Source organism: Aerococcus sp. L_32 (assembly GCF_050689315.1).
Genome location: NZ_JBOEQF010000001.1, coordinates 13,110 through 38,564, shown reverse-complemented (window position 1 = coordinate 38,564; position 25,455 = coordinate 13,110). Strand labels below are relative to the sequence as shown.

Below are 25,455 nucleotides of genomic sequence, written 5' to 3'. Positions count from 1 at the left end.
TCTTAATTTAACTTAGCATGCAGGGGCCATTTTTGATCTTTTTCAGATAAGTTTAATGGTGTACCATCTGATAAAGTATATCCTGATCCATCCGCGTTGCCTGGGTATTCACCGACTACCTCCGGCCATTCGATGCCAATTGAAGGATCATTCCAAGCTAATCCTCCTTCATCTCCAGGATGATAGAAATCGGTTACTTTGTACTGGAAAACTGCCTCATCACTTAATACTAAGAAACCATGTGCAAAACCTTCAGAAATATAAAATTGTTTAAAATTATCTTCACTCAATTCAATGCCAAACCATTTACCAAAGGTTTCGCTACCATCTCTAAAATCAACGGCAACATCAAAAACTCTACCTTTTGTAACTCTCACCAACTTGCCTTGCGCGAATTCTTTTTGGAAGTGTAATCCTCGAAGAACGCCTTTAGAGCTTTTCGATTGGTTATCTTGTACAAAATTCATATCTAAACCCGCTTCGTGCATATCTTGTTGGTTATACGTTTCGACAAAATATCCTCGGTCATCACCATATACCGTTGGTTCGATCACATATAGTCCTTTTATTGGGCTTTCAGTTACTTGTATTTTTCCCATCAAATCTCTCCCTCATAAAATTCAATTTCAGCTAAATATCTTTTTAAAGCATCTTTCCATTCTGGCAATAATCTAAAATTATGTTCAGTCAATTTTGAAGTATCCAATCGACTATTTAGTGGGCGTGCTGCCTTAGAGATACCATATTCTTCGGTAGTTACAGGAATCACATCAGTACTTAACCCCGAAAGTTTATAGATTTCTTTAGTAAAATCAAACCAAGATATGTAACCACCTTCATTTCTTGCGTGATAAGTACCATATTCTTCTGATTCAATCATTTTTGTAAGTAACTCAGCTAAGTCCAAAGTATATGTAGGGGAACCAATTTGATCATTCACCACTGTTACACAGTCATGACTTCTACCTACTCTGAGCATGGTTTTCACAAAATTAGATCCATTAATACCGAATACCCAAGAAATTCGTATAATAAAATATTTTTCCAAAATAGATTTAACAGCTTCTTCTCCTGCTAGCTTGCTTGCTCCATAGATACTTGTCGGTGCATATTTGTCATTATCAGGTTGAAATGGTTCATTTCCTTTGCCTTCAAAAACGTAATCCGTACTAATATAAACGAATTTGGCGTTTACTGCTTTTGCAGCTAACGCTAAATTCTCTGTACCTTGTTTATTTACTTTAAAGACCATTTCTTCGTTTTCTTCAGCATCGTCAACGGCAGTCCATGCAGCACAATGAATAATAGCATCTGGTTTTAAATCATTTATGGTAGATTTTACTTTGTCTATATTTGTTATATCCAACGAAATGTATTTAGCATTTGAAACGGATTTATCGTCTATTTGGCTTTCAAATTCAGAGGCACGACTTGTCCCAACAGCATCATGCCCTGCAACAATTAATTTACGCATTACATCAAAGCCTAATTGACCTGTTACGCCAGTTACTAAAACTTTCATAAATTACCTCCGTTTTAACGATTACTGTACATTTCTTTATAGTAATTTTGATAATCTCCTGAAATGATTTCTTCCCACCAATCTCTATTATCCAAATACCATTGAATCGTTTTTTGAATACCATTTTCAAAGTTAGTTTTTGGTAACCAGCCTAATTCACTATGAATTTTAGTTGGATCGATTGCGTATCGTCTATCATGCCCTTTTCTATCATTTACATAAGTAATTAAGCTTTCAGGTTTGTCTAACGTTTTGCAAATTAATTTCACAATATCAATGTTAGCCATTTCATTATGACCACCAACATTGTACACTTCTCCTATTTTTCCGTCATGTATGATTAAATCAATTGCTTCACAATGATCTTCGACATATAACCAGTCACGAACATTCTGCCCATCTCCATAAACTGGAAGCGGTTTATCATTTAGTGCATTAATAATCATTAATGGAATCAATTTTTCTGGAAAATGATTTGGTCCGTAATTATTTGAACATCTACTGATAGTAATAGGTAAACCGTATGTACGGTTATAAGCGTGAACAAACAAATCGGCAGATGCTTTAGAACTACTATAAGGAGAACTTGTCTTTACGGGTGTTTCTTCAGTGAATAGCAATTCTGGTTTATCTAATGGTAAGTCTCCATAAACTTCATCTGTAGAAACTTGATGATAACGTTTTACACCATATTTAATACTAGCATCCATTAATACTACTGTCCCTGAAATGTTAGTATCTACGAAAATACTTGGATTTTCAATTGATCTATCAACATGACTTTCCGCAGCAAAATTAACCACAATGTCAGGTCGAACTTCTTCAAATAGACTAAATACAGCATTTCTATCAGCAATATCTACTTTATGAAATGAAAACTTTTCATTTTTAAATGCTTCTTGTAAAGTACTTAAATTACCAGCATATGTTAAGTTATCTACACAAATAATTTCATATTCAGGGTATTTGTTCAACATATGATATACAAAATTGGATCCAATAAATCCTGCGCCACCCGTAACAATAATTTTCATAAATCTATTCTCCTATTTTAATTCGTTTGCAATTCTTAGTAAGTATTGACCGTATGCATTTTTCTTTAAAGGTTGAGCTAAAGAAATTAATTGATTTCTATCTATATAACCCATTCTGTATGAAATTTCTTCCAAACAAGCAACCTTTAAATTTTGTCTTTTTTCAATAGTTTCAATAAATAAACTAGCTTCTAGTAAAGATTCATGTGTTCCAGTATCTAGCCATGCAAATCCTCTGTCCATAATCTTTACTTCAAGATTCCCTTGTTTTAAATATTCATTATTTAAATCTGTAATCTCTAATTCTCCTCGGGGAGAAGGCTTAATATTTTTGGCTATTTCAACCACATTATTATCATAAAAGTACAGACCGGTTACTGCATAGTTGCTCCGAGGTTTTTGTGGTTTTTCCTCAATAGAAGTAGCTTTCATACTTTTGTTGAATTCAACAACGCCAAATCGTTCTGGATCATTCACATGATATCCAAAAACCGTTGCACCTTCCTGTTTAGATGCTGCATCTTGAACCATTTTAGACAAGCCACTACCATAAAAAATATTGTCACCTAGAACTAGTGCAACAGAATCGTTGCCAATAAATTCTTCCCCAATGATAAAAGCTTCAGCTAATCCATTAGGTTCCGCTTGAATTTTATACTCAACATGAATCCCAAAATTACTTCCATCTCCAAACAATTGTTCAAATCTTTGCGTATCTTGCGGAGTGGAAATTATTAGAATTTCGTTTATACCCGCTAACATTAAAATAGATAGCGGATAATAAATCATTGGTTTATCGTATACCGGGAGCAATTGTTTTGATACTGACCTAGTTAATGGATAAAGTCGAGTCCCACTTCCACCTGCTAAAATTATACCTTTCATATTACAAAGCACTCCTTCTATTTTAAATTCACTTTACTAAGTAATCGACATTTTTCATTCTTTTTTTGATACTTTCAATTTTAGTTAATTTTAATTTTAGAGCTATTAAAATACTAGACAATTCGTATTTTAATTGGATTTTATTGTCATTATTGAAACTTAATAATGAAGATTGATCTTCCTTATGATAGATATATGGATCCTCTAGATATATCATCTTAAGATTTAATTTCGTCATGATAATACCTAGAATGTTTTCTTCATAATATAAGAAAGTTTCTGGAAAAAACCCCCCAACTTCTTTCAAATAATTTTCTGTCAGTAAGATTGCAGATCCATGCAAGAGATTATTACTAGAAACTAAGTCTCTATCATTAACAGTTTTTTTGACACTTTTATGTTTGCTTTGTTTTTTTAGTATTTTAGGTTTTCTAATTCCAATTAATTTCGCTAAACCAGTTAAAAATTTTTTCACAATACTAATAAATGAAAGGTTTCCAAATATTGGATTCTGATTTTTATAATCACTACCAATTATTCTAGTTCCAATTGCACCAACATTTCCTTCAAATTTTGTCTTGAATAGTGTATCTAAGTAAGTTTCATCTTCAAAAAGTGTATCGTTATTTATTACAAGTACATTATTAATACCCAATTTCTGAATACAATACTGTATCCCTAAGTTATTTCCTTTAGCGTAGCCACCATTAATTGAATTCATTAAAACATGAATATTTTTTTCTTTGAAAAATTTTTGATTAAGTATTTCAAATGAATTATTATTTGAAAAATTATCAACAATTACTATTTCAATATCTTTGTTAGATTGCTCTTTAATTGAATTAATGCATTCAATTGTATCCTCCCAATTCAAATAGTTTAAAATAATAATTCCTAATTTATTCACTCTAATTCCCCTTCCAATTGCGTTTTTAATATATTAAAAGATACTTTGATAAGGAATACCTGGTCCGGATCCTAGTACAATATAATACATGTAAAAGAATAATATGTATATTACACATACTATTGCTCCCATAATCAAAGCATTACTTTTTAGATTATAAATTTTAAAAACAGATGATCCCATTATTAATTGAGGCAAAGCTAAATAATACTGAATTCTCCAACCATAAGGTATATTTATTAAAAAAGTTGTTAAACATATAGATAGAATTATCCATGAGATAAAGACGTAATAATTTGGGTTTTGTTTTATTAACTTATTTAAGAAAAATATTGCTATGATTATCATAGGTCCTAACCTTAAAGCAGAAGATATTACTGATGAATCTAAATTAAAACTATATCTTATGAGATAAAACCCAAACGCTGGAATTAAAGATAGAACATTAAGAAATTGTATTGGAAAAAGTAATATAACTGCTAAACAGCAATAAAAAAACATAATAGAAACAATACTTTTTATTTTCTCTGGTTTTTTATACGGTAAAAAGAAGAAAAATAATAATATTAAAGCAGTATTATGAAACATAGTGGCAATCATAACCCAAAAAAGGTACTTAACAAAATTCCTATCTTTAATAATGAATTTTAAACTATAAAAAATTATAGATATTGCTATTGTTTGCCTAACAATATTAAAACCTTCAATATAATAATAAGCTAGATATATAAACATTACTAAGCTCATGGAGGATTGATTTCTAAAATTATTAGCTCCTAACATAATGAAATAAATTGAAATGAACATGGCTAAAAATAGAAATACCTGTGGTCCATTATAAAAAAAACTTGAAAAATATTGAAGTAAAATATATAAAGGTTCCCTAGAATCCTCTAGAGAAGCCCACAAACTTGAGTTACCAATTAAAATATTATGCTCAACATAATTAAAGTAATCAGTACCAATACCATATCTAACCCCTGCTGTTATTGATGGTAACAATGAAAGCAAGATAATATATGGATATGGTAATTTTTCATTTTTATTTACTTTCACATCAAAAACATATGTTAATAAAATTGAGGAAAAAAAAGTAAAGCTATATATAAATACTGTTGTCATAGTTTCCTCCTATTTATTTTTATAAATTTATGAAGTCTATAACATTCCGCCAAACTTTGTAAACATTGAATTCTTTCTCGTTAAAACTTCTAATTTCCTTAATAATTTCACTCTTATCTTTATTTTCGAAAATTTCATTATAAAACTTTATAATTTCTTCAATATTAATTGGCGAATCATCTGCTGGCACCCTCAAATAATATGGAAAATTTTGAAAATTATCTAATTCCGTTTTAACGCCTGATACTATTGGTAATCCTTTTGCGCCGTATTCTTTCCCTTTCAATGTACTATTATAAAAAACATTACTTCTATGTCGTCCCATTGAATCTAAAGCAATATCCGCTATTTCGTATAACTGATCCAATTCATTTCCGTTTTTTAGTCCATGAAATAAAACAATATTCTGCAAATTTTTATCTTTTACTATTTGCTTATATTTGCACAAAATTTTACCTGTCCCTACTAAATGTAACTTTATCTTTTCATTGTTTTTTTCTCTACCTTCATAATATTTAGCTAATCCATGAATTACTCTATCGTATCCATGCCATTTTCCAAATGTTGCAACAGCAATTAGATTAATACAGTTATTTGATACAGGTTTTTTTATAGATGAAATTTTTTCAAAATTTACGGTATTTGAAATTTTAAATGTAGGAATTCCCCAAATTTCATCATCATTAGAAAAAGTTATAATTCTATCCACATACTTATATAAATTTTGGGTTGCAAAGTTATCTTTTCTGATATAAAAAAACGAAATTTTTTTATTAGTTAATTCATCTAAATAGGGATATGTTGGAATTTCAATTAATATTTTTAAGTTAGGGAATTTATATTTAAGTTCCCTCAGAACATCTATCATTTTACGATCACCCATAGGATACCGGATATAAATTACATCAATATCCCGTTTTACTTGCAATAATTTATCCCATTTATACGGAGAAATTATTGGAGCATTTTTAAAAAGAAAATTTACGTATATATTATCATGTGATTCCAAATGGAAATATTCAACTTTAAATCCGCTCTCAGTAAAAAAGTTCATTTGATTAACATTTTTTTTCCATAACCCAATTGATTTTGAATTTTTGGACTCTCTAGTTACAAATAGTAGTTTTCTCATTTTATTTCACCTCTCTTATCAGTACTTTCTTAACAACACTGAAAAAAAAGTATATAAATCTATAATTTTATTACCAGTTTTAATTTCTGTTAACTTTAAAAGAGAAAACCAATATTTTTTGTTGGTTTTGTAGTTCGATATAGTTTTCAATAGTTTTTTTCTATCTTGTGGAATTTCATCTTTAAGTGTTTGCAAAATGGCTCTAGCATACTTAATTTTAGAATTCTTCTTATTACTAGCGTTATTAAGCTCAGCTATAATCATTTTTACAAAACCTGTACCTGTATTGGTAACTACTGAATCATGTCTTCTATATAAAATATAAGATTTATCATCATAAAGAATAGTTCCATTTAAACTTAAACAGACTAATTGGACTAATGCATCATGTGCAATATCATAATCATCCCCAAATAAAGATACTTTTTCTGCAAGCTGTTGGTTAAAAACCATGGTACATCCCGGAATATTGCTTCTGCTTATAGAACTTCCTAGAGTTAATCGTCTATCATTAAGTTTTTTTTCTCCAATTTCATTCAGTTCATCGTCTACTACATTTAAACCTGAATAATATAAAGAATATTTATTGGATTTGCTTGGTTCTAACATACTTATAGCCTTTTCCAATTTATTTGGTAACCATATATCATCCTGATCTGCGAAAGATATATATGGTGAAGAATGTTTGTATTCATTCAATAGCCATAAAAAACTTTTTTTATAACCTACATTTTTCCCAAAATGTACTGTTATATTTTCATTTTCTTGAATATTTTTTAATATTTTTACAGTACCATCGGATGATCCATCATCCCGTATTGCTAAAAATACATTTACGTTCTTTTGTTTCATGATACTTTCTATTTGATCTAATAAATACTTTTCACCATTATAAGTTGACATTACTACTTGAATATTTTGCAAGAGATATCCCCTTCCTTATTACTTTCAATAAACAATTATTAAATATTTCTCTAATTTTTAGTATTTACAGCATCAATAAGAATTTTGCTACTATTCTTTGAATATCTAGTGTAATTCTATGATTTGCTTCAACTTCAAAAATCACTTTTCATCTCTACTATATTGGCTAAATTTTCAGGGTTATTTAGGTTAAAACCAGCTATTGAAGATATTAAATAGTTTTTTAAAATTAAAATAAAATTACTTAATGCTAATATAATATTTCTTGACTCTACTTCTACTAATTTCAGGCCTTTTCTTCTTCATGAATAATACTTCAATCAGATTCAGCCACATATATTGTGCATTATTGGCGATACACAAAAAAAACGTTTTTAATCCTTCTAACTGATTGATTTGTACTTTTGATGTTCAATTTCATACAATAAATGTTGTAAGTTCGTATATTTAAAATTATCCTAATAAGTTATTTTTCTGTGTAAATTATCCTAAAATTCAATTCTTCAATGGATTTCATTATTTAGAATTTCTGAAAGTATTCAAGGTTTAACTTTATTTATTTCATTAAAATCTACATCAACATCTGAAATTTGTATTATTTTGGAATAAGGTATTTTCATATATCTGGTATCTCTATAGGTTATCATTTTAAAATTTTATTATTAATGATTCATTGTACTTTCTTTAAACAAAGTAAATTATTCTTGGGAATTTTTGAATGTTAGAAAAATTTAATTATTAAAATAGCATGGAACATAAGTTGTGCTGATACTATTGAATTTTTTTTACCCGTGCCCCATATCCTATTATGATAAATTTAAGGGAAACGCTTAATCTAAATATTACTATTGTCATCTAGAAAGTACTTTACATTAGACTTATTTAATACTTAAATTGCCAGATATACAGATATGTATACTTAACAACGCAAGTCAATATGACTTTCTTTAACCAAGCGGGCAAATTTATAACAACTATAAAAATTAAGATTCTTATTGAAAATCAGATCATAATAAATGCTTTTAATTTAAAATTTGATTTATTCAAATTAACAATAAAACTTTGCTAATAATTAAAAATTACATAAGATCAAACAGTGATAACCCATCTATTTTTTTCGGTTATGCTTAAAATTAATTTTTTGTAGGTAAAACGAATTTATTTCCTAATTCAAAATCAAAACTATCCGGGTTAAATTCAACATATCCTGTCCAAGGGTAAAAAGTTAATTCACCAAAATAAATCTTTTTGTTCACATAATATAAATCAACTCTTACAAAAGGAAAATCCTCACTCAAAATTCTTGCAACCTCAACTAATTCCTCTAGCCCTTCTGGTTTTGGAATATCATTCTTAATATTTGGTTTATCTGTAGTCACATCCAAAAGATTCCAATTTAAGTCATAAATATTTCGTTTATGCCCATTAAATCTGTCGACATCCAAAATTATATACATTGGCTTACCATTAAAACACAAAATTTTATAGTCGTTTATTCCTTCAAAATTATTGTCTTCTTCTAGCAGTTCTTCTACAATAATTACCGGCTCTATATTTTTGTATGACCACTCTCTCCCCGTGGAATATACGTCTCGGTTTAACCAAATATTTAGTTCCTCTTGAATTCTTGGCAGATCAAAAAAATTTTTATCCTTTACAAAATAATTTGTTCCACTACCATTATTAGTTTTTATCACAAATTTTTCAGGCAAATCACTCACATTTATTTCATATGGATTACTGTAAACTTTATACAATTTATTTAGAATCCGGTGCAATCCTTTACTCTCAACATACTCTCTGACTTTGTATTTATCAGCACCTATTGTTAATAAATTATCTCTATAGTTTATTTTATACCACTGTAATTTTTCAGTAAATCTTTGAGGGTCTTTCAAATTTAATTTTCTACCAAGTTTCAAAAGATATTGAATTTCTATCATTAATTTATCTGGAATGAATTTTAAAATCCTTAACAATTTTAATCTAGTTTCTTGATTTGTAATCAATTTCTTATATCCGTTCATGTTTTCTCCCATCTAGAATGCTAGTTGTACTTCTTTTAAATACGCTTCGATAACAATCTCTCTATCAAATTGATTCTTGACTTTGTTTCTTCCAAATTTGCCCATATTTATTTTTTCTTCATAAGATAACTGTATAAATTTTTCGATTTTTTCAATCAGATCTTTTGTATTTTTATGTTTTATTAAATAACCATTAACTCCGTCATCTACTACTTCCTTTGTACCACTTCTGTTAGTGGTAATAATTGGTCTTTCACTAGCCGCACTTTCTAACAACACATTGGAAAGTCCCTCAGGATAATATGTTGGATGCACTGTGCAATGAGTTTGTTTTAAAATTTGACGAACGTCCTTAATCATCCCATGATAAACAATATTTCCTTTTTTTTGTTCCTTTTCAAGAATCTCCTCATATTTTTCTTCACAAAAACCACAAATGTGGAATTTAGTATTTGAATATTTTTTTGTAATAAATTCTGCTGCTTCTAAATACTGATCAATACCCTTTTCTTTCATTATGCGCGAAATGAATACAAATTCAATTGTATCTTTTGGTGGATAATCTAACGGTATAAATTGTTTTAAATTTACTCCTGAGCCTGGTAACATCTTATGTTTTTGTATTGCAATATTTTTATCAACAAAAAATTGGCGATTGGCCTCATTTTGAAAAAATACCGTTTGAATATTTGTGAATGCAGATTTATATAATAAAACTGTTATTTTTTGCATAATACCAGGATTTTCAACTGCTGATCCTAATCCAGTAATATTAGCAACAAAAGGAATTTTAAGTTTTCTAGCTGCTAAAGATCCAAAAATATTAGGCTTAATTGTAAAACCTAGAATAATATCAGGTTTAATTTTTTTGAATAGGCTCACATATGAGTTATATAATTTATAATTCTCTAATATATTTACTCCATGTCTATCCATCTGTATTTCTTCATGAATGCATCCCATCTTAACAAGCTCATCAATTTTATCGCCACTAGGTGATGAAATTATTACTTCAAATCCTTCCTTTATAAAACGTTCAACTATTTCTTTCCTAAAATTATAAATTACAATTTCATGATTAACTAAAAATAAAATTTTTTTCTTCATTAGCATCTCCTGCTCTTATGAATCACTATTTTTTGTTGAAATATTCGACATACCAATCTGTAAATTTTTGCAGACCATCTTGAATAGTTGTTTCTGGTTTAAAACCTACTTTTTTTAATAATTTATCTGTGGAAGCATATGTAGCAGGAACATCTCCCGGTTTAATTGGTTCAAATTCTTTCTTAAATTTAATTTCGCGATTTAATGATTTACTTAAAGCTTTCTCTAAGCTCGTGATGAATACCATTAATTTTTCTGGATTACTATTTCCAATATTATAAACTTCATGTCCTGCTACCAAATTTTGATTATAAGGATGATTTGAAATCAATGAAACAATACCTTTTACGATATCGTCAATGTATGTGAAATCACGATACAAATCATGTTCAAAGTCACCATTATTATAAATATGAATAGTTTCTTCATTGAAATACATATTTGCAAATTTAAAATAAGCCATATCTGGCCTTCCCATTGGGCCATAGACTGTAAAAAATCGTAAGCCTGATATAGGTATATTGTATAGATGGTTATAGGTACTAGCCATTAACTCATTTGATTTTTTTGTGGCTGCATATAAAGAAACTGGGTGGTCTACCGAATCGGATTCTTCAAACGGTACTTTCTTATTATTCCCGTATACTGAACTTGATGATGCATATAACAGATGTTCTACTGGATATCGACGACAAGCTTCTAAAATATTATAGAAGCCTATCACATTACTTTGTATATAAACATCTGGATTATCAATTGAATAACGTACCCCAGCCTGAGCGGCCAAGTTAATAACTATATCTGGGTTATGAGTTTCAAATAACCTCATAACTTTTTCCTTATCAGATATATCCATCTTAATAAATTTAAATTGAGAGTTAGCATTGATCCTGTTCAATCTCTCTAATTTTAAATTCACATCATAATAATCATTAAGATTATCTATTCCTAAAATTTCATTGTTCTCTTTTAGTAATTCTGCCGCCAAGAATGACCCAATAAATCCTGCTACACCTGTAATTAGAATCTTTTTCATGTAAAACCTCTTTCTTTTAACTTTAATAATGTTACTGTTCCGTTTGTTTTATTGATTCTTTGAAATCACGTATTTGATACATTCCTTTATGATAATTGTCCATTTTTTTATCATATGTTTGATTTCCAAAAACTTTATTGAATAAGGAAATTTTGTTACGCAATCCAGCAACAATTGGGTTACCAATCTTTGTAAAAATAGTTTTATGATTGTGTGCTTTTGCAACTTCTCGAACTAACTCACTTGTTACCACATATTCTGCATTTTGAGGATGGAATACGCCTTCATCTTGATTATCTATGAGCAATCTTAAAAACTCGTTTAGATTGTCAATATATAACATACTTCGTTGATTTTTAAAATCTGGAAATATTGGTGTTTTTCGTGCTAGTTTTGACAATAAAGGATAATTTCCCTTAGATCCTCTCCCATAAATCATTGGTGGACGAACAATTGCTACTTTATATTTTTCATCGGACAATGGTTGAATGCCTAATTCACCCTGTAATTTACTATCACCATAGAAATTAGCTGGTTTAGGTAAGGTATCTTTTGTTATCATGCCATTTATCATTTTACTCCCACCATACACAATCATCGAGGAAAGATGAATGAATTGTTTCACTTCATCACTCTTAGCTTTAGATGCCAAATCAATTGTTAAATCTTTATTTGCCTGGTAATAAAGCTCCTCTAAAGATTTATCGGATGAATTGTGCGCAATTCCTGCTACATTTAATACCACATCGTAAATACCCCAATTTTGATTTTTCCAATCATCATTTCTAACAGATATCTTAGTGATATGGTATTCATCTGGCCATTGGATAACCCATTCCTCAAATTTATTACCAATATATGAATTTTGGCCGGTGATTAAGATTTTTTTCATGACTGATCATCCTTCACATCTTGTTTGGCTTTTTCTATGACACCTGTTCCACCTTCGACCACTCCATCACTTCTCAAAACGCTAGTAATCGTACCAATGAAACATTTTAAATCGAATAGGATTGAAATATTTTGAATGTAGTCTCCATCAAGTTTTGCCTTAACTGGGATTTCAAGTTCATCACGGCCATTAATTTGTGCCCATCCTGTTAATCCAGGTCTTACATCATTTGCACCATATTTATCACGTTCTTTGATTAAATCATATTGATTCCATAGAGCAGGTCTTGGCCCTATGATGGCCATGTCACCTTTAATAATATTAATTAATTGAGGTAATTCATCTAAGCTTGTTTGCCTTAAGAATTTCCCTGAGCTCGTAATAAACGCATCTGGGTCATCTAACAGATGAGTAGGCATATCTGATGGTGTATCATTTCTCATTGATCTAAACTTATAAATTTCAAATAATTCTTTATTCTTACCTACTCTTTTTTGTCGGAAAAAGACTGGACCTTTAGAATTTAACTTAATCCATAAGGCAATAATTAAAAATATAGGCCATAATATTGCTAAAGCTATCAATGATATTAAAAAATCTAGTGGTCTTTTTAAATATTTATACATTCTATTCCTCTAATCTAACTTATTTAAATTTTTTGAAGTTGCATTCTAAGTTACTATTGTCCTAATATCATACTGGTTACATTTACATGGGAAAATTACTAATGTTTGTAACTATAAGTTCCCCCTAAACTGGGGATATAGGCTAAATCATGACTATATGAAAAAATTTCCTTGTCACGGAAATTTAGGCTCAGACTTTGTACGGAATGATCTTCACTTGGCGTATAAACCAAATCTACATTATAATCTAAAGCCATTTCTGTTACGCTTCCACCTTAACAATAAAATAGGCGTCGAGTGTACAGATGCTTAAAGATGACCTGTCCTTTCTTTAGTCATTTGAAGTACCATATTCAGCAATAAATGTTTCCATCAAGTGAGGTATAAACTCTCGACCTCCACTCTATTTTAGGCAATTCTTCATTATTATAGCAAAAAAACATTACGTCTTAGGTATAATTTTCATTCTTTGCTAAATATTGGTTAAATTATTCTGAAATCTTATGATATAAATAAAAATAAGTCCAATTTAGTATAAATATTTATTAAATAAATGTTTGGGAATAATGCTATTAGAAAGCGATGCACGAAATGAGGTATTTGAAAGTCATGTACATATCAATGAGTATGGAGAAAAAACTTCATACAAAGCTATTCACTAACAAGATTTATTGTAAGTGAAGTTCCTAGTGATTCAACTATGGCTCTAACAACAGTATCTTAGCCTAAATTCCAGACTCTTTGAACGGATTGTCATATATGTGAACCATATCATCTGCTTCTCCGAAATATTCATTAAGTACCACACTTAAAAAAGCATCAAACCCATTTCTCTACTGGTTTTGATGCTTTTTTATTAATGGCTTTCAAATTCTCTTAGTACATGTCCTAAGTAATTTGTGGCAAGTAGATTCCATGATTGATTGCTTGATATCAAGATGCGGTGACTTGGGATTATAACGGCTATTGGACTACCTGTTACTGCACCAATTATCGCATTTACTGATCCTCGCCCTTTAGTTTGTCTAGCCGCAATTCTATCAGATAATTGGTCTAGAGTAATAACTTGTCCATAGTAAATCTTTTGTAGTTCAGTCCACACATCTAGTTGGAAAGCGGTGCCTTGAGGCATTAATTGAAAATCGATTGTTTCAAGTTGTTGCTTGGCAAAGTATGCGTTTAACCATTTTACCGCTTCATTGATAATCATTGATTGCTGAAATTCTGCAATAGGTTCAATCTTATTGAGATCAAATGTACCGCCATAATTTGCTTGATTTTTAAACCATGTTCCTAATAATCCATGGTCGTTCGCTAATAATGTAATCATTCCTAATTCAAATTGATAAGAGTGTTTATATAACATGAGAGAACTCCTTTAAATATGATGCTTTATATTATAACAGAGTCCTAGTCGTTAGCGAGTCATTCTTTACTGGTATATATACCAGGTTGATATGTTTTCCCGTTTATGAATTTTGTCATTTCATTAAAGGTACACTGTCAAAAAGTTAAGCAACAAACGGCTTTAGACGAATAAAAAGGCTCTTCGTCAAATAGGTCTGATGAGTAATATCTGCCAGGTAATCATTAGATTACCTGTTTTTTTATATACTCTTTTCCATTATTCATTTTCATCTTTATACTATGCTTTCAGAGCAACCCTTAGGCTGCTTGTACTACCGGTATTTCATTTAGATATAGCTTGTTCGTCATTAATATTCTAGTTCTAAAATTTTGGAAGTTTCGGTATCCATAGGCTATCCGTTTTAAGACCTTAATTTTATTATTCAAACCTTCTATTCGGCCATTCGTTAAGTGTTTATATTTGAAAGTATGCCCGATATATCTCTGAAGTTTGATAAATGTACGCAGCACTCGTCATAGTCCGCTTGGTAATCTAACTAATTTGGACTGCGCTAACTGCGCTTTAAATGCTTCAGAATCATTCTCTTGGAGTGCCTCACGCAAGTTATGGACGACATTATAGGTGTTTTTTAATAATGGATTCTTATCCAGTAAATAATCTAAAATACCACCGGTATTCGTAAGCCAATCGAATAACTTGAATGATTGATAATCCCATGAGCTTAGGCTTTCTCGGGGCAGTAAGAATAGTCGCCAATACCCTTTATACTTGTTGTACAATTTATGGTCAGGAACTCTGAAGATATTCATTACTTCAATACGTAACTTATTCAATTCTCGATTTAATGCTTGAACTAAGTGGAAGCGATCAATAATGATTTTGGCGTTGGGAAATACCTCTCTAACAACTTCCATATAAGGCATATACATGTCCATTGTAACTGTTTGAACTTTCTGACGAGTTTTCAACGGATAGGCAAAAAAGTAATCACGTAGCTTGAATTTTCTGCGATCTCCCAGCACATCAACAATCTGTGAATTCGTATTATCTATAAAAACAAAGCTCATATTACCTTCGGCATGCTTTACACCTTTGAATTCATCGAAAGCAATATGCTCTGGTAATGCATCGAAGATGCTAGGTTTAAGGTCTTTACCAGCACCATTAATTACCCGTTGAACTGTATGATCAGAAACGTTGCATGTCTCTGCAATATGCTTCAATGTCAACGCATTGGTTGCAAAGTCTAACACCATCCGTTTAACGCGCTTAGAAATAAAACAGTTATCACCGACTATCTCTGATTTAGCAGTGAAGTAGCTATCACATTCTCTACAGTGATAGCGTTGTTTTCTTAATTTAAGGTAAGCAGGTAACCCTGATATCTTTGTTAGCGTAATTCTTGATTTTTTAGATCCATTCTTAACGAGACTATTTCCTTGTTTAATGCAGCCGCAGGCTGGACAATACAGAGGATTTACATCTAACTTGCCGAAATAGATCAGTGACTTTATATTCTTAACTGTCATTTCTTCAACTTTATCTTCGAAAATTATATTTTCATCTTTCAATTGCAACGTGGTATTGATAAACTTATTCATACGGGGAATCTCCTATCTTATCATGGTTGTCGTTAACTTTATGATAATGGAGATTCCTCTTTTTTTTTGTAAAAAAAATATAGAACCAATGACTTTTTTGAAGTCATCAGTCTTATATATTGTAGAGCCTATATTGTAGAGCCATCATTTTAATCTAAACTTAAATTATATAATCTAAAATAATAACCAATGAATTTAAAATATTCAGTTAATGCATTCTTCTTGACTTCGTTGCTGGCTTTATACCATGGACCAAAACCATAATCATACCCATTTTGATCTAATAATCGATGGTTTGCTCCTACGAATGTTAATTTGATATCGTACTGTTCTTCTTGCATTACGCGATTAAAAATCATTTTAGTTCGGAGTGTATGATAATCTGAAGTTAAAATTATTGCCGATTTTAATCTCATTTCGTCTAACAATCTTAATGTATTGGTAGCATTCGTATAGGTGGTAGTAGCTTGTCCTTCATCAATAATTTGATTATCCAATACTCCACGCTCTGAATAAATAGTGTGGTCCGTACTAGTTAATGGTGAAACAATTATCTTATTTGATTTACTATATCCTTCACTTAATAAACTTACAGCCACTCGTTCTCTTTCAAAGTTGGTAGACCCCTGCAAGACAACAATGATATCCGATGCAACCGGATCTTCACCTTGATTGAGGCTAAGTATTATTGTGATAAAACTACTTAAAAATAACAAGCCCATGACAAATGCAAAAGCTATCCAATGATTTGAATTTCTCATGAGCCCTCCTATATAATTAAACACTAATATATATCAATCAATCCATAATTTTTATTTAACCATGACCTCACACTCATTTTTTTATTATACGTTTAGCCAACTGCTTCGTTGCATGTGTAATTCTTAAATAAGTATGTAATTGATTAAACCGCTTTTCTTTAATCATAGAACATATTATCTGTTCATTTCTGGTTTCTCCAACTAATTTTTTCAGATCAAATTGCTGATCAAATTGTTGAACAACAGATGCTAAATATTGCTTTTGTTCCTCAGCAGATAAAGTACTTCTATACCCCATATTTATTGCAGTTAGTATATGTTTAAATATTTGATAATAATGTTCCTGCCAATTTACTTTACAATCACTTTGGGACTCTACTTGATGCTTTAATCTATCAATTTTAGTTAGAAATATAATCATATCATCTGCTACCCGCAAATCTATATTAAATGTAGCTTGACCGTCATGCAGTTGATAGTGATAGAAGTGTTGATCGGTCACAAATATTTCTTTTACATATTCTAAATAAGCTAGGTTGAAAAGCAAGTCTTCCCCCATCTTCATACCTAAAGGGAATTCTATCTGATTTTGCTTTATGATGTTTGTTTTAAATAATTTATTTGTTGGCGAATTAGTCAATTCAGCTTCATAATTATCCCAAAAGTTGGCCATAAAATCATCAAACGATAATTTTCTCTTTGTGTGTGTACCCGAACTTTTCGTGGTATGACCATCTCTAAAATGACGAACCAAGCCAAATACAACAATATCAACATTCTCTACTGCCTGCTCTTTTACCAGATAACTCACTGTATTGCGATCGATCGTATCATCACTATCGACAAATAAGATAAATTCACCCCTACTAGCTTGAATTCCTTGATTTCGAGCAACTGATACACCACCATTCTTTTGATCTATCACTTGAACTCTTGTATCTTTCCTTGCCCATTCAAGACAAATGTCAAGAGAATTGTCGATTGATCCATCATTAACTAGAATACATTCAAGATTTTGATAGCTTTGATTTAATATAGAGGTAATACATTTTGATAAGTATGATGCTGCATTGTATACAGGTACGATAATGGAAACCAATGGTTCTATGATGGATCCCGCCTTTCAAGAATTATGCTAAGTTGATTTCTAAAATTATATTTGTTTAAATTTTCTTTTCCAATAGAAATAAAGTATATAACTAAAAGGTAAGCTGATAATTGTCAAAGTCTTATTTGCACTTTTTTTAATAATTTGTTTTAACTTTTTACGGCCAAAAAGTGAATAAACTGTAAATAATAAATTCCCTTTAAACCGCATTGGCAGGCTAAATGGCTTATTGACTACTGGACGCCATAACAATGCATTCCCAATAGGACTCGATAGTTGTAGCATGCGTCCTAAACTAGTTAAACCACCCTCTTGATACTCAGCTTCCTTAATGAGTCGATTAATGGTAATCATTTCATATCCACCAAAAAGTGCAGCTTGTATATTTAGATAGCTCTCTGAGACAAATTTTTCATTTTCAACTTCTGGATATGGATGTGCTGTAAATGCTTTGGTTAAGTATACATCAGCACATTCACCTTTTCGTCCCCTATTTAAATAATCGACATAGGTAATTCTTTCATGATTATGCTCATAAGGAGTATCTAAGAGATTCCGGTTTTCATCTCCCATTAAAAATGCAAACCAACCAATTTTATCTTTATTCTGGGTTGTTGTAATTTCCTCGATAATAACCTCTATGGCTTCAGGATACAATTTATCATCACTATCAACTACTAATGTATAATCTCCTGAAATATAATGATGCCCATAGTTCAATGCAGTATGTTTTCCACCATTTTGCTTACTCACAAAAGTTATTTCAAAATCATCTTGTGAATGCTCTTGAATGTTTTTCATGACTTCCTTTGTGTCATCTGTGCTACCGTCGTCTACTACTAACCATTGAAAATTAGTATTCGTCTGGTCTTGTAGTGACGCATACAGTTTAGGTAACATAGTCGCCCGATTATAGGCTGGCGTAATAATTGTTATCATAACCATTTTCTTTTCTCCCATTAAAATACCCAATATTCATCAATAAACCGATTATTTTTCAGCAGTTATCTGCCTATAACCAATTACCCTAGCAGGATTTCCCGCTACTATTTCGTAGTCATTAATATCTTTAGTGACAACAGAACTGGCACCAATAATTACACCATTCCCAATTCGTTTCCCGGGTAGAATTGTTACACGGCTACCAATCCAAACATCATTTCCAATGACTACTGGATTTTCATCTTCATGCCCCTGCACATTCATTGGTATATCAAGTCTTTGATACTTATGATTCGCTGTATAAATGAATACCTCTGGCCCCATCATGACATCATTTCCAATAATGACTTTTCCGTATAATTGGCTATCAATCCCAATACCAGAATTATTTCCAATTTCTATACTTGAATCAAAAATAGCGCCTTTCTCAATATTGATATTTTTCCCAGCTTTTGTAACAAATCCTCGTGTCATTGCACCACGAAATTGTTTTGCCCCAAATGAAAGACGTGCGTCTGATACCGGTAAAATACCCCCAATATATTTATATAAAGCTTTATAAATCATTCTTTTCATCATTAGTACTCCCATTAATAATAAAACATCAAGGTATTTGCTACTAGATTACCTAATTTATTTGTCCCAGCTTGATTTGGGTGCGTCCCATCGACCCCATCAAAGTAAAGTTCTCGATTATATTTATTAATCCCTAGACCATATAAACTATCGACTGCTGGAAATTTATATTCCTTAGCTAAATCACTCATTGCATCAGAATATTCATAGGGATGTAGCCCAAGATCGTTCACAGATGAATCTGTGTCTACATTATTATAGTCTGGCCAATAACGATAGATTCCTGGAATCATCATAAATTGAAGATGAGGATATTTAGCTAATAGCTTATCCATACCACTTCTACCTGCACCCATAAAGGTATTGACATCATATGTATCTGACTCATTTGTAATTGGTTTCCCCCAATCATTGGCACCGTATTCAATTACGATAATATCTACATTCTGCCAATCAATATTTTCTAATTCCTCAAGTTTCTCCTCAAAGTAAGTAGGAATCTCATCATCATTCAGTGCATCCTCTTGAAGGGCATAGTCTCCTTGTGTAACTGCCTCTGCTAATTGATAAAAAGAAAAAGCATCAAAGGCTTCTGAACTATGTTTACTCATGGCCGTTCCACCAAATCCCATGTTAATGGTATTAGCCCCTGTTTCTTGTTTTACAATATCCGGAAAAGACGTTCCATTACTTTCAAAATTTTGTGTAATGGAATCACCTAAGAAAACAATATTCATATCCTCTATATTTTTATTTTCAACACTTTTACCTTCTTCACTCACTGCCTCATCAGCACTATTATTGTTAGACCCACCAACATTGTTGCCTTTTTCACAAGAGACCAACAGCACACTAACCAAAAGTATTAGTCCTACATATCTGCTTAATAACTTAAATTTTGATAAATTGATCAAAATATCCCTCCCTTAATATAACTTATTTAACTGTAATGATAACGTTTTCTACTGATCATATATATTTTGCTTTTTCCTAAATTTAATCAATAATTGTACACATTCTCTTACTATATTATATCGTATAATAATTTAAATGCTATAGGAATTATATTCAATAGATTTATAATATAATTTATTCACAATCAAATATACAAAAAGAAAACCAGAGTACATGATGCTACTCCGGCGTATAAATAATTTAGCTCTTAGACAGCAATAAGTCGAGTGCAGCAAATTGCTTCTCTGCATTCTCCACAATTTTAGATATATCATCTTTTCTATTCATATAGTCAAATATGTGGTTTTCTTCAACTTCCGAAAGCTTTTGTATATGCTTAATTTGAACAGGTACATCAAAATCATTTAGTAGATTATCTGATTTTTTACTATAATTAATCGCAAAAAATGGGATATCGAGTACCATAGAAAGGACTATTGAATGAAATCTTGTGGCAATCATAGACTCCATCCGAGAAAATTTCTTCATAAATGCCCCTAAATTTTGCTCATAATAATATGGTATAACCTGCGCATTATCAGCGAAATAAGTATTTTTTATTCGCTCTATCGCAACTTCATCCCCTTCGGCTTTACAATAAGAATAGAGATAAATTTTCTTTTCAGCGTCTAGAGCTGCATAAATTATATTCACCAATTTTGTCTCGTATTCATCACTGTATTTTGCTAAATCCGGTCGGTTTTTCAGATCTATAACAGAAATACCTAAGGAATTCTCTTCTATTTGCTCATGCTTAAGCTTATAAGAGAATATTGCATCCGGTGCAATTCGTATATTTTTCAAATCTTTGAACAGATTGTATGACGCTTCATCACGGAAACAAACATCTGTTACAGTAGCAAGTAATGATCGATAAGCATCAAGAAACGCCTCGTCAGTATAAGGGCCAAAGTTAGAGCCGATAATATAAACCGGTTTTCCAAGATTAGAAAAATAATTCCATAACTCCTTGCGTAACTTATAATTAGTTTCCCAGCCTTCATGCTCGATAAAGATAGAGCCCCCAATACTGGCTAATGCATCAATTTTGTTCGCTTTAATGAAACGTTTAATGAGATTATTCTTTTGCCCTGTCTTCACCATTAAATAATTATAATATTTGTTATATTTGATAATTTTTAAATTTGAAAATTCTGCTTCATAATCTGAATAATCCATTTGTGTAAACGTATAAAACTCATGTTGCGGATATCTTTTTAATACAGAAGCTAAGAATAAGTCATCTCCCAAATTCTTTTCTAGATAAATATCCAATAATACTTTCATAACTCATCCTCCCCTCGTCATACTAAGTAGGTTCTTTGCCACCTTCTTACTATCTTGGATAGTTTTTAAATAAACATGTAGTTGATAATACTTTTGGTTTTGTATTAACTTTCTGATGATATTTTCAAGTTTATCCTCTGAAATTAAATTTTCCAGTTCAAAATTATTTTGAAAAGCTTGAATAATTTTGAAAAGCTGCTCTTTCTGCTCTTTACTATCCAGAGAATCACTCCGATATGGCATTTCAATAGCTGTAATCATGTGTTTCAATAATTGATGATAATGGTGTTTCCAGTCGAAGTCATCCGCTGATATTTTAGTCAGAATAATTGATTCAATCTTTTCAAAGAAGTGAATATAATCTTCATAGATAGCTATACTTACTTTTAAAGTGGCTTGATTAGGATGCATCATATAGTGGTACAGATATGAATCAGATATCAATATTTGCTTTGTAAAAGCCAAATAATCTAAATTAAATAATAAATCTTCTCCCATCGTAATACCTTCAGGAAAGTAAATATGATTCTCTTTCAGTATTTGACTCTTATATAATTTATTAAAAGGTGTATTGGTAATTTCTTCTTCATAATGTTGCCAGAACTGGCTAAGAAATTGGCTACTAGACATCATCTTAGTCGTTTGATTTCCTTCGTTTTTTCGAATTGCCCCGTCCATCAGATGACGATAAAAACCATATATCACCATATCTGCTTGCGTTTGCGATTGCTGTTCAACTAATGTTTTAACTGTTTCTTGCTCAATATAGTCATCCACATCTATAAATAATAATAATTCGCCTGTAGCAACATCAATACCTTTGTTTCTAGCAATAGAAACCCCACCATTCACTTGATCAATCACTCTGATACGACTATCCGCTTGTTCCCAAACAATACATTTATCTATTGATTGATCAGTAGAACCATCATTTACTAAAATAATTTCTATATTTTGATAGCTTTGGTCAACAATGGTGTTAAGACATTGGTCTATAAATTTTTCTGCATTATAAATAGGTACAATAATTGATACTAATTTAGTCAAAATTAACCCCCATTATTTAACTGAGTTTCCGGAAAATACTTTACGATTATTTGAAAATACAACATTGTTAATAAAGTAGATTAGAATCATACTATATATTGTATTTCTATAAAAAGTCGGTGATGATCCACGAACCCAAGAAATAAATGAATATTGGAATAATAAACTATAAATAATAAATGTATAATCTTTATTTGCCATACCTTGATCTATTTTTTCAGTAATATATTGTGATAACATACCAACAAATAATGCAAAAATAGCGCCAAAATAATGGAATGAGTAGTAAACCTCACCAATAAATGACCCTCCAATAGCAGGTACATTTAACTGCAGAACGTAATTGGCATCATTGGCTATTTGCGTTAATCTATCTGAAATATTTGGTAGTAGATTAACAAAGCCAGTAATAAACTGACTACCCCAAGAAAAATTCATACTATTAGGTATTCGCTCCATTACTAAACCAACCGTATAAACAGTACCACCAAACTCATCTAAGATCCCTAGAACCGGGTTATTTTGAAATACATTTACAAATGCTTCTTGGATAAAGGAATTATTCGAAAAATCATAAGACCTAAAATCAGCAATGGCTGCAAGGAATCCCGACCCAAAATAGGCAAGCATCATAATCCAAAAAATATTCTTTTTAGTAAAGTTAATATCATAAGTCTTAACGAAATAAATTGTCACTAATAATATTTTGATAATTTGCCACATACGACCACCTGACAACATAGCAACCACATAAAAGAAGACATAGGCTAAATAGATCATCCAACCTCTTTGCATATTTTCTTTCGAGCCTAAAATCATCATAATCACACCAACAATTGAAAACGTCGCTAGAAAAGCAGGAATTCCGCCTAGCTCCACATTAAAGGTGTCCAAATACCCTCCTTGCACCGCGGTTAAGAGCCGTGAAATCATCAGGTAGCCTTCTAATGGGAAAGTAAGGATAAAAATATAAGTCCCCATGCGAAATAGATTATCATCTCGTAAGACTCGCTCATTTGGATGAATAGAAATATTTTCATATTCTTTTTTCGTACATGCTGATCTATATAACATAGCGCCAATAGAAACGGCCATAATGATTAAGCTTGAATATACTAAGGATTCAATATAAATTGTATTTGATACAGCAGTTGAGGCGTCAAAAGCAAAATCATATTTTGGTGCTATCAACATAATAAATGGTTGTGCCAAATGGAATGCATAGTTTAACAGCGTAAACACACCCGTTAAACTCATCATCTTAATACCAACCTGTCTATAACTAAATATATTCAACAGAAACTGAATACCCGTAAAACCCGCTATAATTAAAATATTTCTTGTAAAATGATTTCCTATTGTATTTAACATAGTAAAGAAAATCAATAAATTAAATAGGGTATATAATAAAGTAGTTTTTAGGTAGCTTTTGTTAAAAACCAAGCTGAACACCACCCTTCAGTCTGATGATTTTAGTCACATAAAAACTATGCATCATAGATTTCCTCCCACTTGTGTGCCATTTCTTTCACATCAAAATTATCAATAATTCGTTGAATATCCACAGCTTTTCGATCTATAGGATTTTTCATGTAGTAGATGATATTATCCACCCATTCTTGTTCTTTATCTAAATCAATAAAGATTGTATCAGATTTTAAAAGCGCTTCTGCTGTAACATTTGTAGATACAACACATGGAATTCCACTCACTTGGGCTTCTACTAAGCTCAATGGAAATCCTTCAAATATTGACGGGAATAGCAATAAATCAAAAGCCTGCAGTAGGTCATTTACATCCTGGCGCTTACCTAGTAAAATAACACGGTTTTCCCAATGATTCTTACGAATAACTTCTTTTATCTCATCGTAATCTGGACCATCACCCACAAATAACATTTTTACATTCGGATAGGAATCAGCAAGATTACCAAATAGTTTTAGCATGAATTGATGATTTTTTACAGGTGCTAAACGTCCCACATGTCCTAAAATAAATTCGTCTTCTGCTATTCCTAATTGTTTTCTGGTTTCATTTCTTTTTGAAGCATTAAAACTAAACTGTTCAATATTAACGCCATTGTATATGATATGTCCATTATTTTTGAAGAAATGATTTCCATAAAGATAATCACCAGCCTCTTGACCACATGCAATAAAAGAATTCGCATTTTGTTTAATGAGAGCTTTCATACTGTGTTTATAGGCTTTATACTTCCAATTTTCTACTGCACTACTTTCAGTCGAATGTGAGTGACTAATTCTTGTTTTTACCCCATTTTTTTTCGCAATACGTGTGATTAACCCTGTATTCCATAAAGTATTCACATGTATAACATCATATTTTTCGTTTTTTAATAGGGTATCAAAATCTTTTATAAAGGTTTTATATCCTAACTTAGGTTCTTGAATCTTTTTAATCGTAGCTCCTAATGCTTCGGCTTCTGCTTCCATATCATCCGGTTTGTCAGCTTCAAACACTAAGAAATGATAATCATACTTTGACCGATTAATATGTCTTAAAATATTCATGGCATTGATTTCTGCGCCACCTATATTTAATCGCCCAATTACATTTAATATTTTCTTCATAATAG

General features: G+C 30.9%; 23 protein-coding genes and 1 pseudogene. All 24 read right to left on the bottom strand.

Annotated elements, in window-relative coordinates:
- Positions 1-2: 2 nt before the first annotated feature.
- Positions 3-599 carry a dTDP-4-dehydrorhamnose 3,5-epimerase gene (gene rfbC, locus ACRCJ0_RS00185; protein ID WP_431389113.1) on the bottom strand — a complete coding sequence of 199 codons (597 nt, stop codon included), beginning with the start codon at positions 597-599 and terminating at the stop codon, positions 3-5.
- Entirely contained in the window at positions 599-1,522 is a 924-nt protein-coding gene (rfbD, locus tag ACRCJ0_RS00180; RefSeq protein WP_431389112.1) for a dTDP-4-dehydrorhamnose reductase, read from the bottom strand. Before rfbD ends, rfbC begins: the two co-directional genes overlap by 1 nt.
- Before the next feature lie 14 nt (positions 1,523-1,536).
- Entirely contained in the window at positions 1,537-2,556 is a 1,020-nt protein-coding gene (gene rfbB / locus ACRCJ0_RS00175; RefSeq protein ID WP_431389111.1) for a dTDP-glucose 4,6-dehydratase, read from the bottom strand.
- 12 nt (positions 2,557-2,568) lie between these two features.
- The gene (gene rfbA, locus ACRCJ0_RS00170) at positions 2,569-3,441 is read right to left on the bottom strand and encodes a glucose-1-phosphate thymidylyltransferase RfbA (RefSeq protein WP_431389110.1); all 873 of its coding nucleotides are present in this window, start codon (positions 3,439-3,441) and stop codon (positions 2,569-2,571) included.
- 28 nt (positions 3,442-3,469) lie between these two features.
- The gene (locus tag ACRCJ0_RS00165) at positions 3,470-4,348 is read right to left on the bottom strand and encodes a glycosyltransferase (protein ID WP_431389109.1); all 879 of its coding nucleotides are present in this window, start codon (positions 4,346-4,348) and stop codon (positions 3,470-3,472) included.
- A gap of 33 nt (positions 4,349-4,381) precedes the next feature.
- A complete protein-coding gene (locus ACRCJ0_RS00160) occupies positions 4,382-5,470 on the bottom strand; it encodes an EpsG family protein (RefSeq protein WP_431389108.1) in 1,089 nt (362 codons plus the stop codon).
- 19 nt (positions 5,471-5,489) lie between these two features.
- Positions 5,490-6,602 (bottom strand): glycosyltransferase, encoded by a 1,113-nt coding sequence (locus tag ACRCJ0_RS00155; protein ID WP_431389107.1) that lies wholly within the window; start codon positions 6,600-6,602, stop codon positions 5,490-5,492.
- Between the two features lie 18 nt (positions 6,603-6,620).
- A complete protein-coding gene (locus ACRCJ0_RS00150; RefSeq protein ID WP_431389106.1) occupies positions 6,621-7,526 on the bottom strand; it encodes a glycosyltransferase in 906 nt (301 codons plus the stop codon).
- Positions 7,527-8,659: 1,133 nt separating this feature from the next.
- On the bottom strand, positions 8,660-9,553 hold the full coding sequence (locus tag ACRCJ0_RS00145) for an ATP-grasp fold amidoligase family protein (RefSeq protein ID WP_431389105.1): 894 nt from the start codon (positions 9,551-9,553) through the stop codon (positions 8,660-8,662).
- 12 nt (positions 9,554-9,565) lie between these two features.
- Positions 9,566-10,660, bottom strand: a complete 1,095-nt coding sequence (locus ACRCJ0_RS00140; RefSeq protein ID WP_431389104.1) for a glycosyltransferase family 4 protein — start codon at positions 10,658-10,660, stop codon at positions 9,566-9,568.
- A 25-nt stretch (positions 10,661-10,685) separates the two neighbouring features.
- Positions 10,686-11,696, bottom strand: coding sequence for a GDP-mannose 4,6-dehydratase (locus ACRCJ0_RS00135; protein WP_431389103.1), 1,011 nt, complete (start codon positions 11,694-11,696; stop codon positions 10,686-10,688).
- Positions 11,697-11,727: 31 nt separating this feature from the next.
- Entirely contained in the window at positions 11,728-12,588 is an 861-nt protein-coding gene (locus tag ACRCJ0_RS00130) for an NAD-dependent epimerase/dehydratase family protein (RefSeq protein WP_431389102.1), read from the bottom strand.
- Positions 12,585-13,214, bottom strand: coding sequence for a sugar transferase (locus ACRCJ0_RS00125; protein WP_431389101.1), 630 nt, complete (start codon positions 13,212-13,214; stop codon positions 12,585-12,587). Before ACRCJ0_RS00125 ends, ACRCJ0_RS00130 begins: the two co-directional genes overlap by 4 nt.
- Positions 13,215-14,070: 856 nt before the next feature.
- Positions 14,071-14,580, bottom strand: a complete 510-nt coding sequence (locus ACRCJ0_RS00120) for a methylated-DNA--[protein]-cysteine S-methyltransferase (RefSeq protein ID WP_431389100.1) — start codon at positions 14,578-14,580, stop codon at positions 14,071-14,073.
- A 299-nt stretch (positions 14,581-14,879) separates the two neighbouring features.
- Positions 14,880-16,184, bottom strand: a pseudogene (locus tag ACRCJ0_RS00115) (ISL3 family transposase).
- Positions 16,185-16,333: 149 nt separating this feature from the next.
- Positions 16,334-16,945, bottom strand: coding sequence for a YdcF family protein (locus ACRCJ0_RS00110; protein WP_431389099.1), 612 nt, complete (start codon positions 16,943-16,945; stop codon positions 16,334-16,336).
- Positions 16,946-17,018: 73 nt separating this feature from the next.
- The gene (locus ACRCJ0_RS00105; RefSeq protein WP_431389098.1) at positions 17,019-18,044 is read right to left on the bottom strand and encodes a glycosyltransferase family 2 protein; all 1,026 of its coding nucleotides are present in this window, start codon (positions 18,042-18,044) and stop codon (positions 17,019-17,021) included.
- A 54-nt stretch (positions 18,045-18,098) separates the two neighbouring features.
- Positions 18,099-19,013, bottom strand: a complete 915-nt coding sequence (locus ACRCJ0_RS00100; protein ID WP_431389097.1) for a glycosyltransferase family 2 protein — start codon at positions 19,011-19,013, stop codon at positions 18,099-18,101.
- Between the two features lie 30 nt (positions 19,014-19,043).
- Positions 19,044-19,574 (bottom strand): acyltransferase, encoded by a 531-nt coding sequence (locus tag ACRCJ0_RS00095; RefSeq protein ID WP_431389096.1) that lies wholly within the window; start codon positions 19,572-19,574, stop codon positions 19,044-19,046.
- An 11-nt stretch (positions 19,575-19,585) separates the two neighbouring features.
- Positions 19,586-20,485 carry an SGNH/GDSL hydrolase family protein gene (locus tag ACRCJ0_RS00090; protein WP_431389095.1) on the bottom strand — a complete coding sequence of 300 codons (900 nt, stop codon included), beginning with the start codon at positions 20,483-20,485 and terminating at the stop codon, positions 19,586-19,588.
- 241 nt (positions 20,486-20,726) lie between these two features.
- Positions 20,727-21,812 (bottom strand): polysaccharide pyruvyl transferase family protein, encoded by a 1,086-nt coding sequence (locus ACRCJ0_RS00085; RefSeq protein WP_431389094.1) that lies wholly within the window; start codon positions 21,810-21,812, stop codon positions 20,727-20,729.
- A 3-nt stretch (positions 21,813-21,815) separates the two neighbouring features.
- Positions 21,816-22,859, bottom strand: coding sequence for a glycosyltransferase (locus tag ACRCJ0_RS00080; RefSeq protein WP_431389093.1), 1,044 nt, complete (start codon positions 22,857-22,859; stop codon positions 21,816-21,818).
- Between the two features lie 12 nt (positions 22,860-22,871).
- Complete coding sequence (wzy, locus tag ACRCJ0_RS00075) at positions 22,872-24,302, bottom strand: O-antigen polysaccharide polymerase Wzy (RefSeq protein ID WP_431389092.1); 1,431 nt, start codon at positions 24,300-24,302, stop codon at positions 22,872-22,874.
- 44 nt (positions 24,303-24,346) lie between these two features.
- Positions 24,347-25,450 (bottom strand): glycosyltransferase, encoded by a 1,104-nt coding sequence (locus ACRCJ0_RS00070; protein WP_431389091.1) that lies wholly within the window; start codon positions 25,448-25,450, stop codon positions 24,347-24,349.
- Between the last annotated feature and the right edge of the window lie 5 nt (positions 25,451-25,455).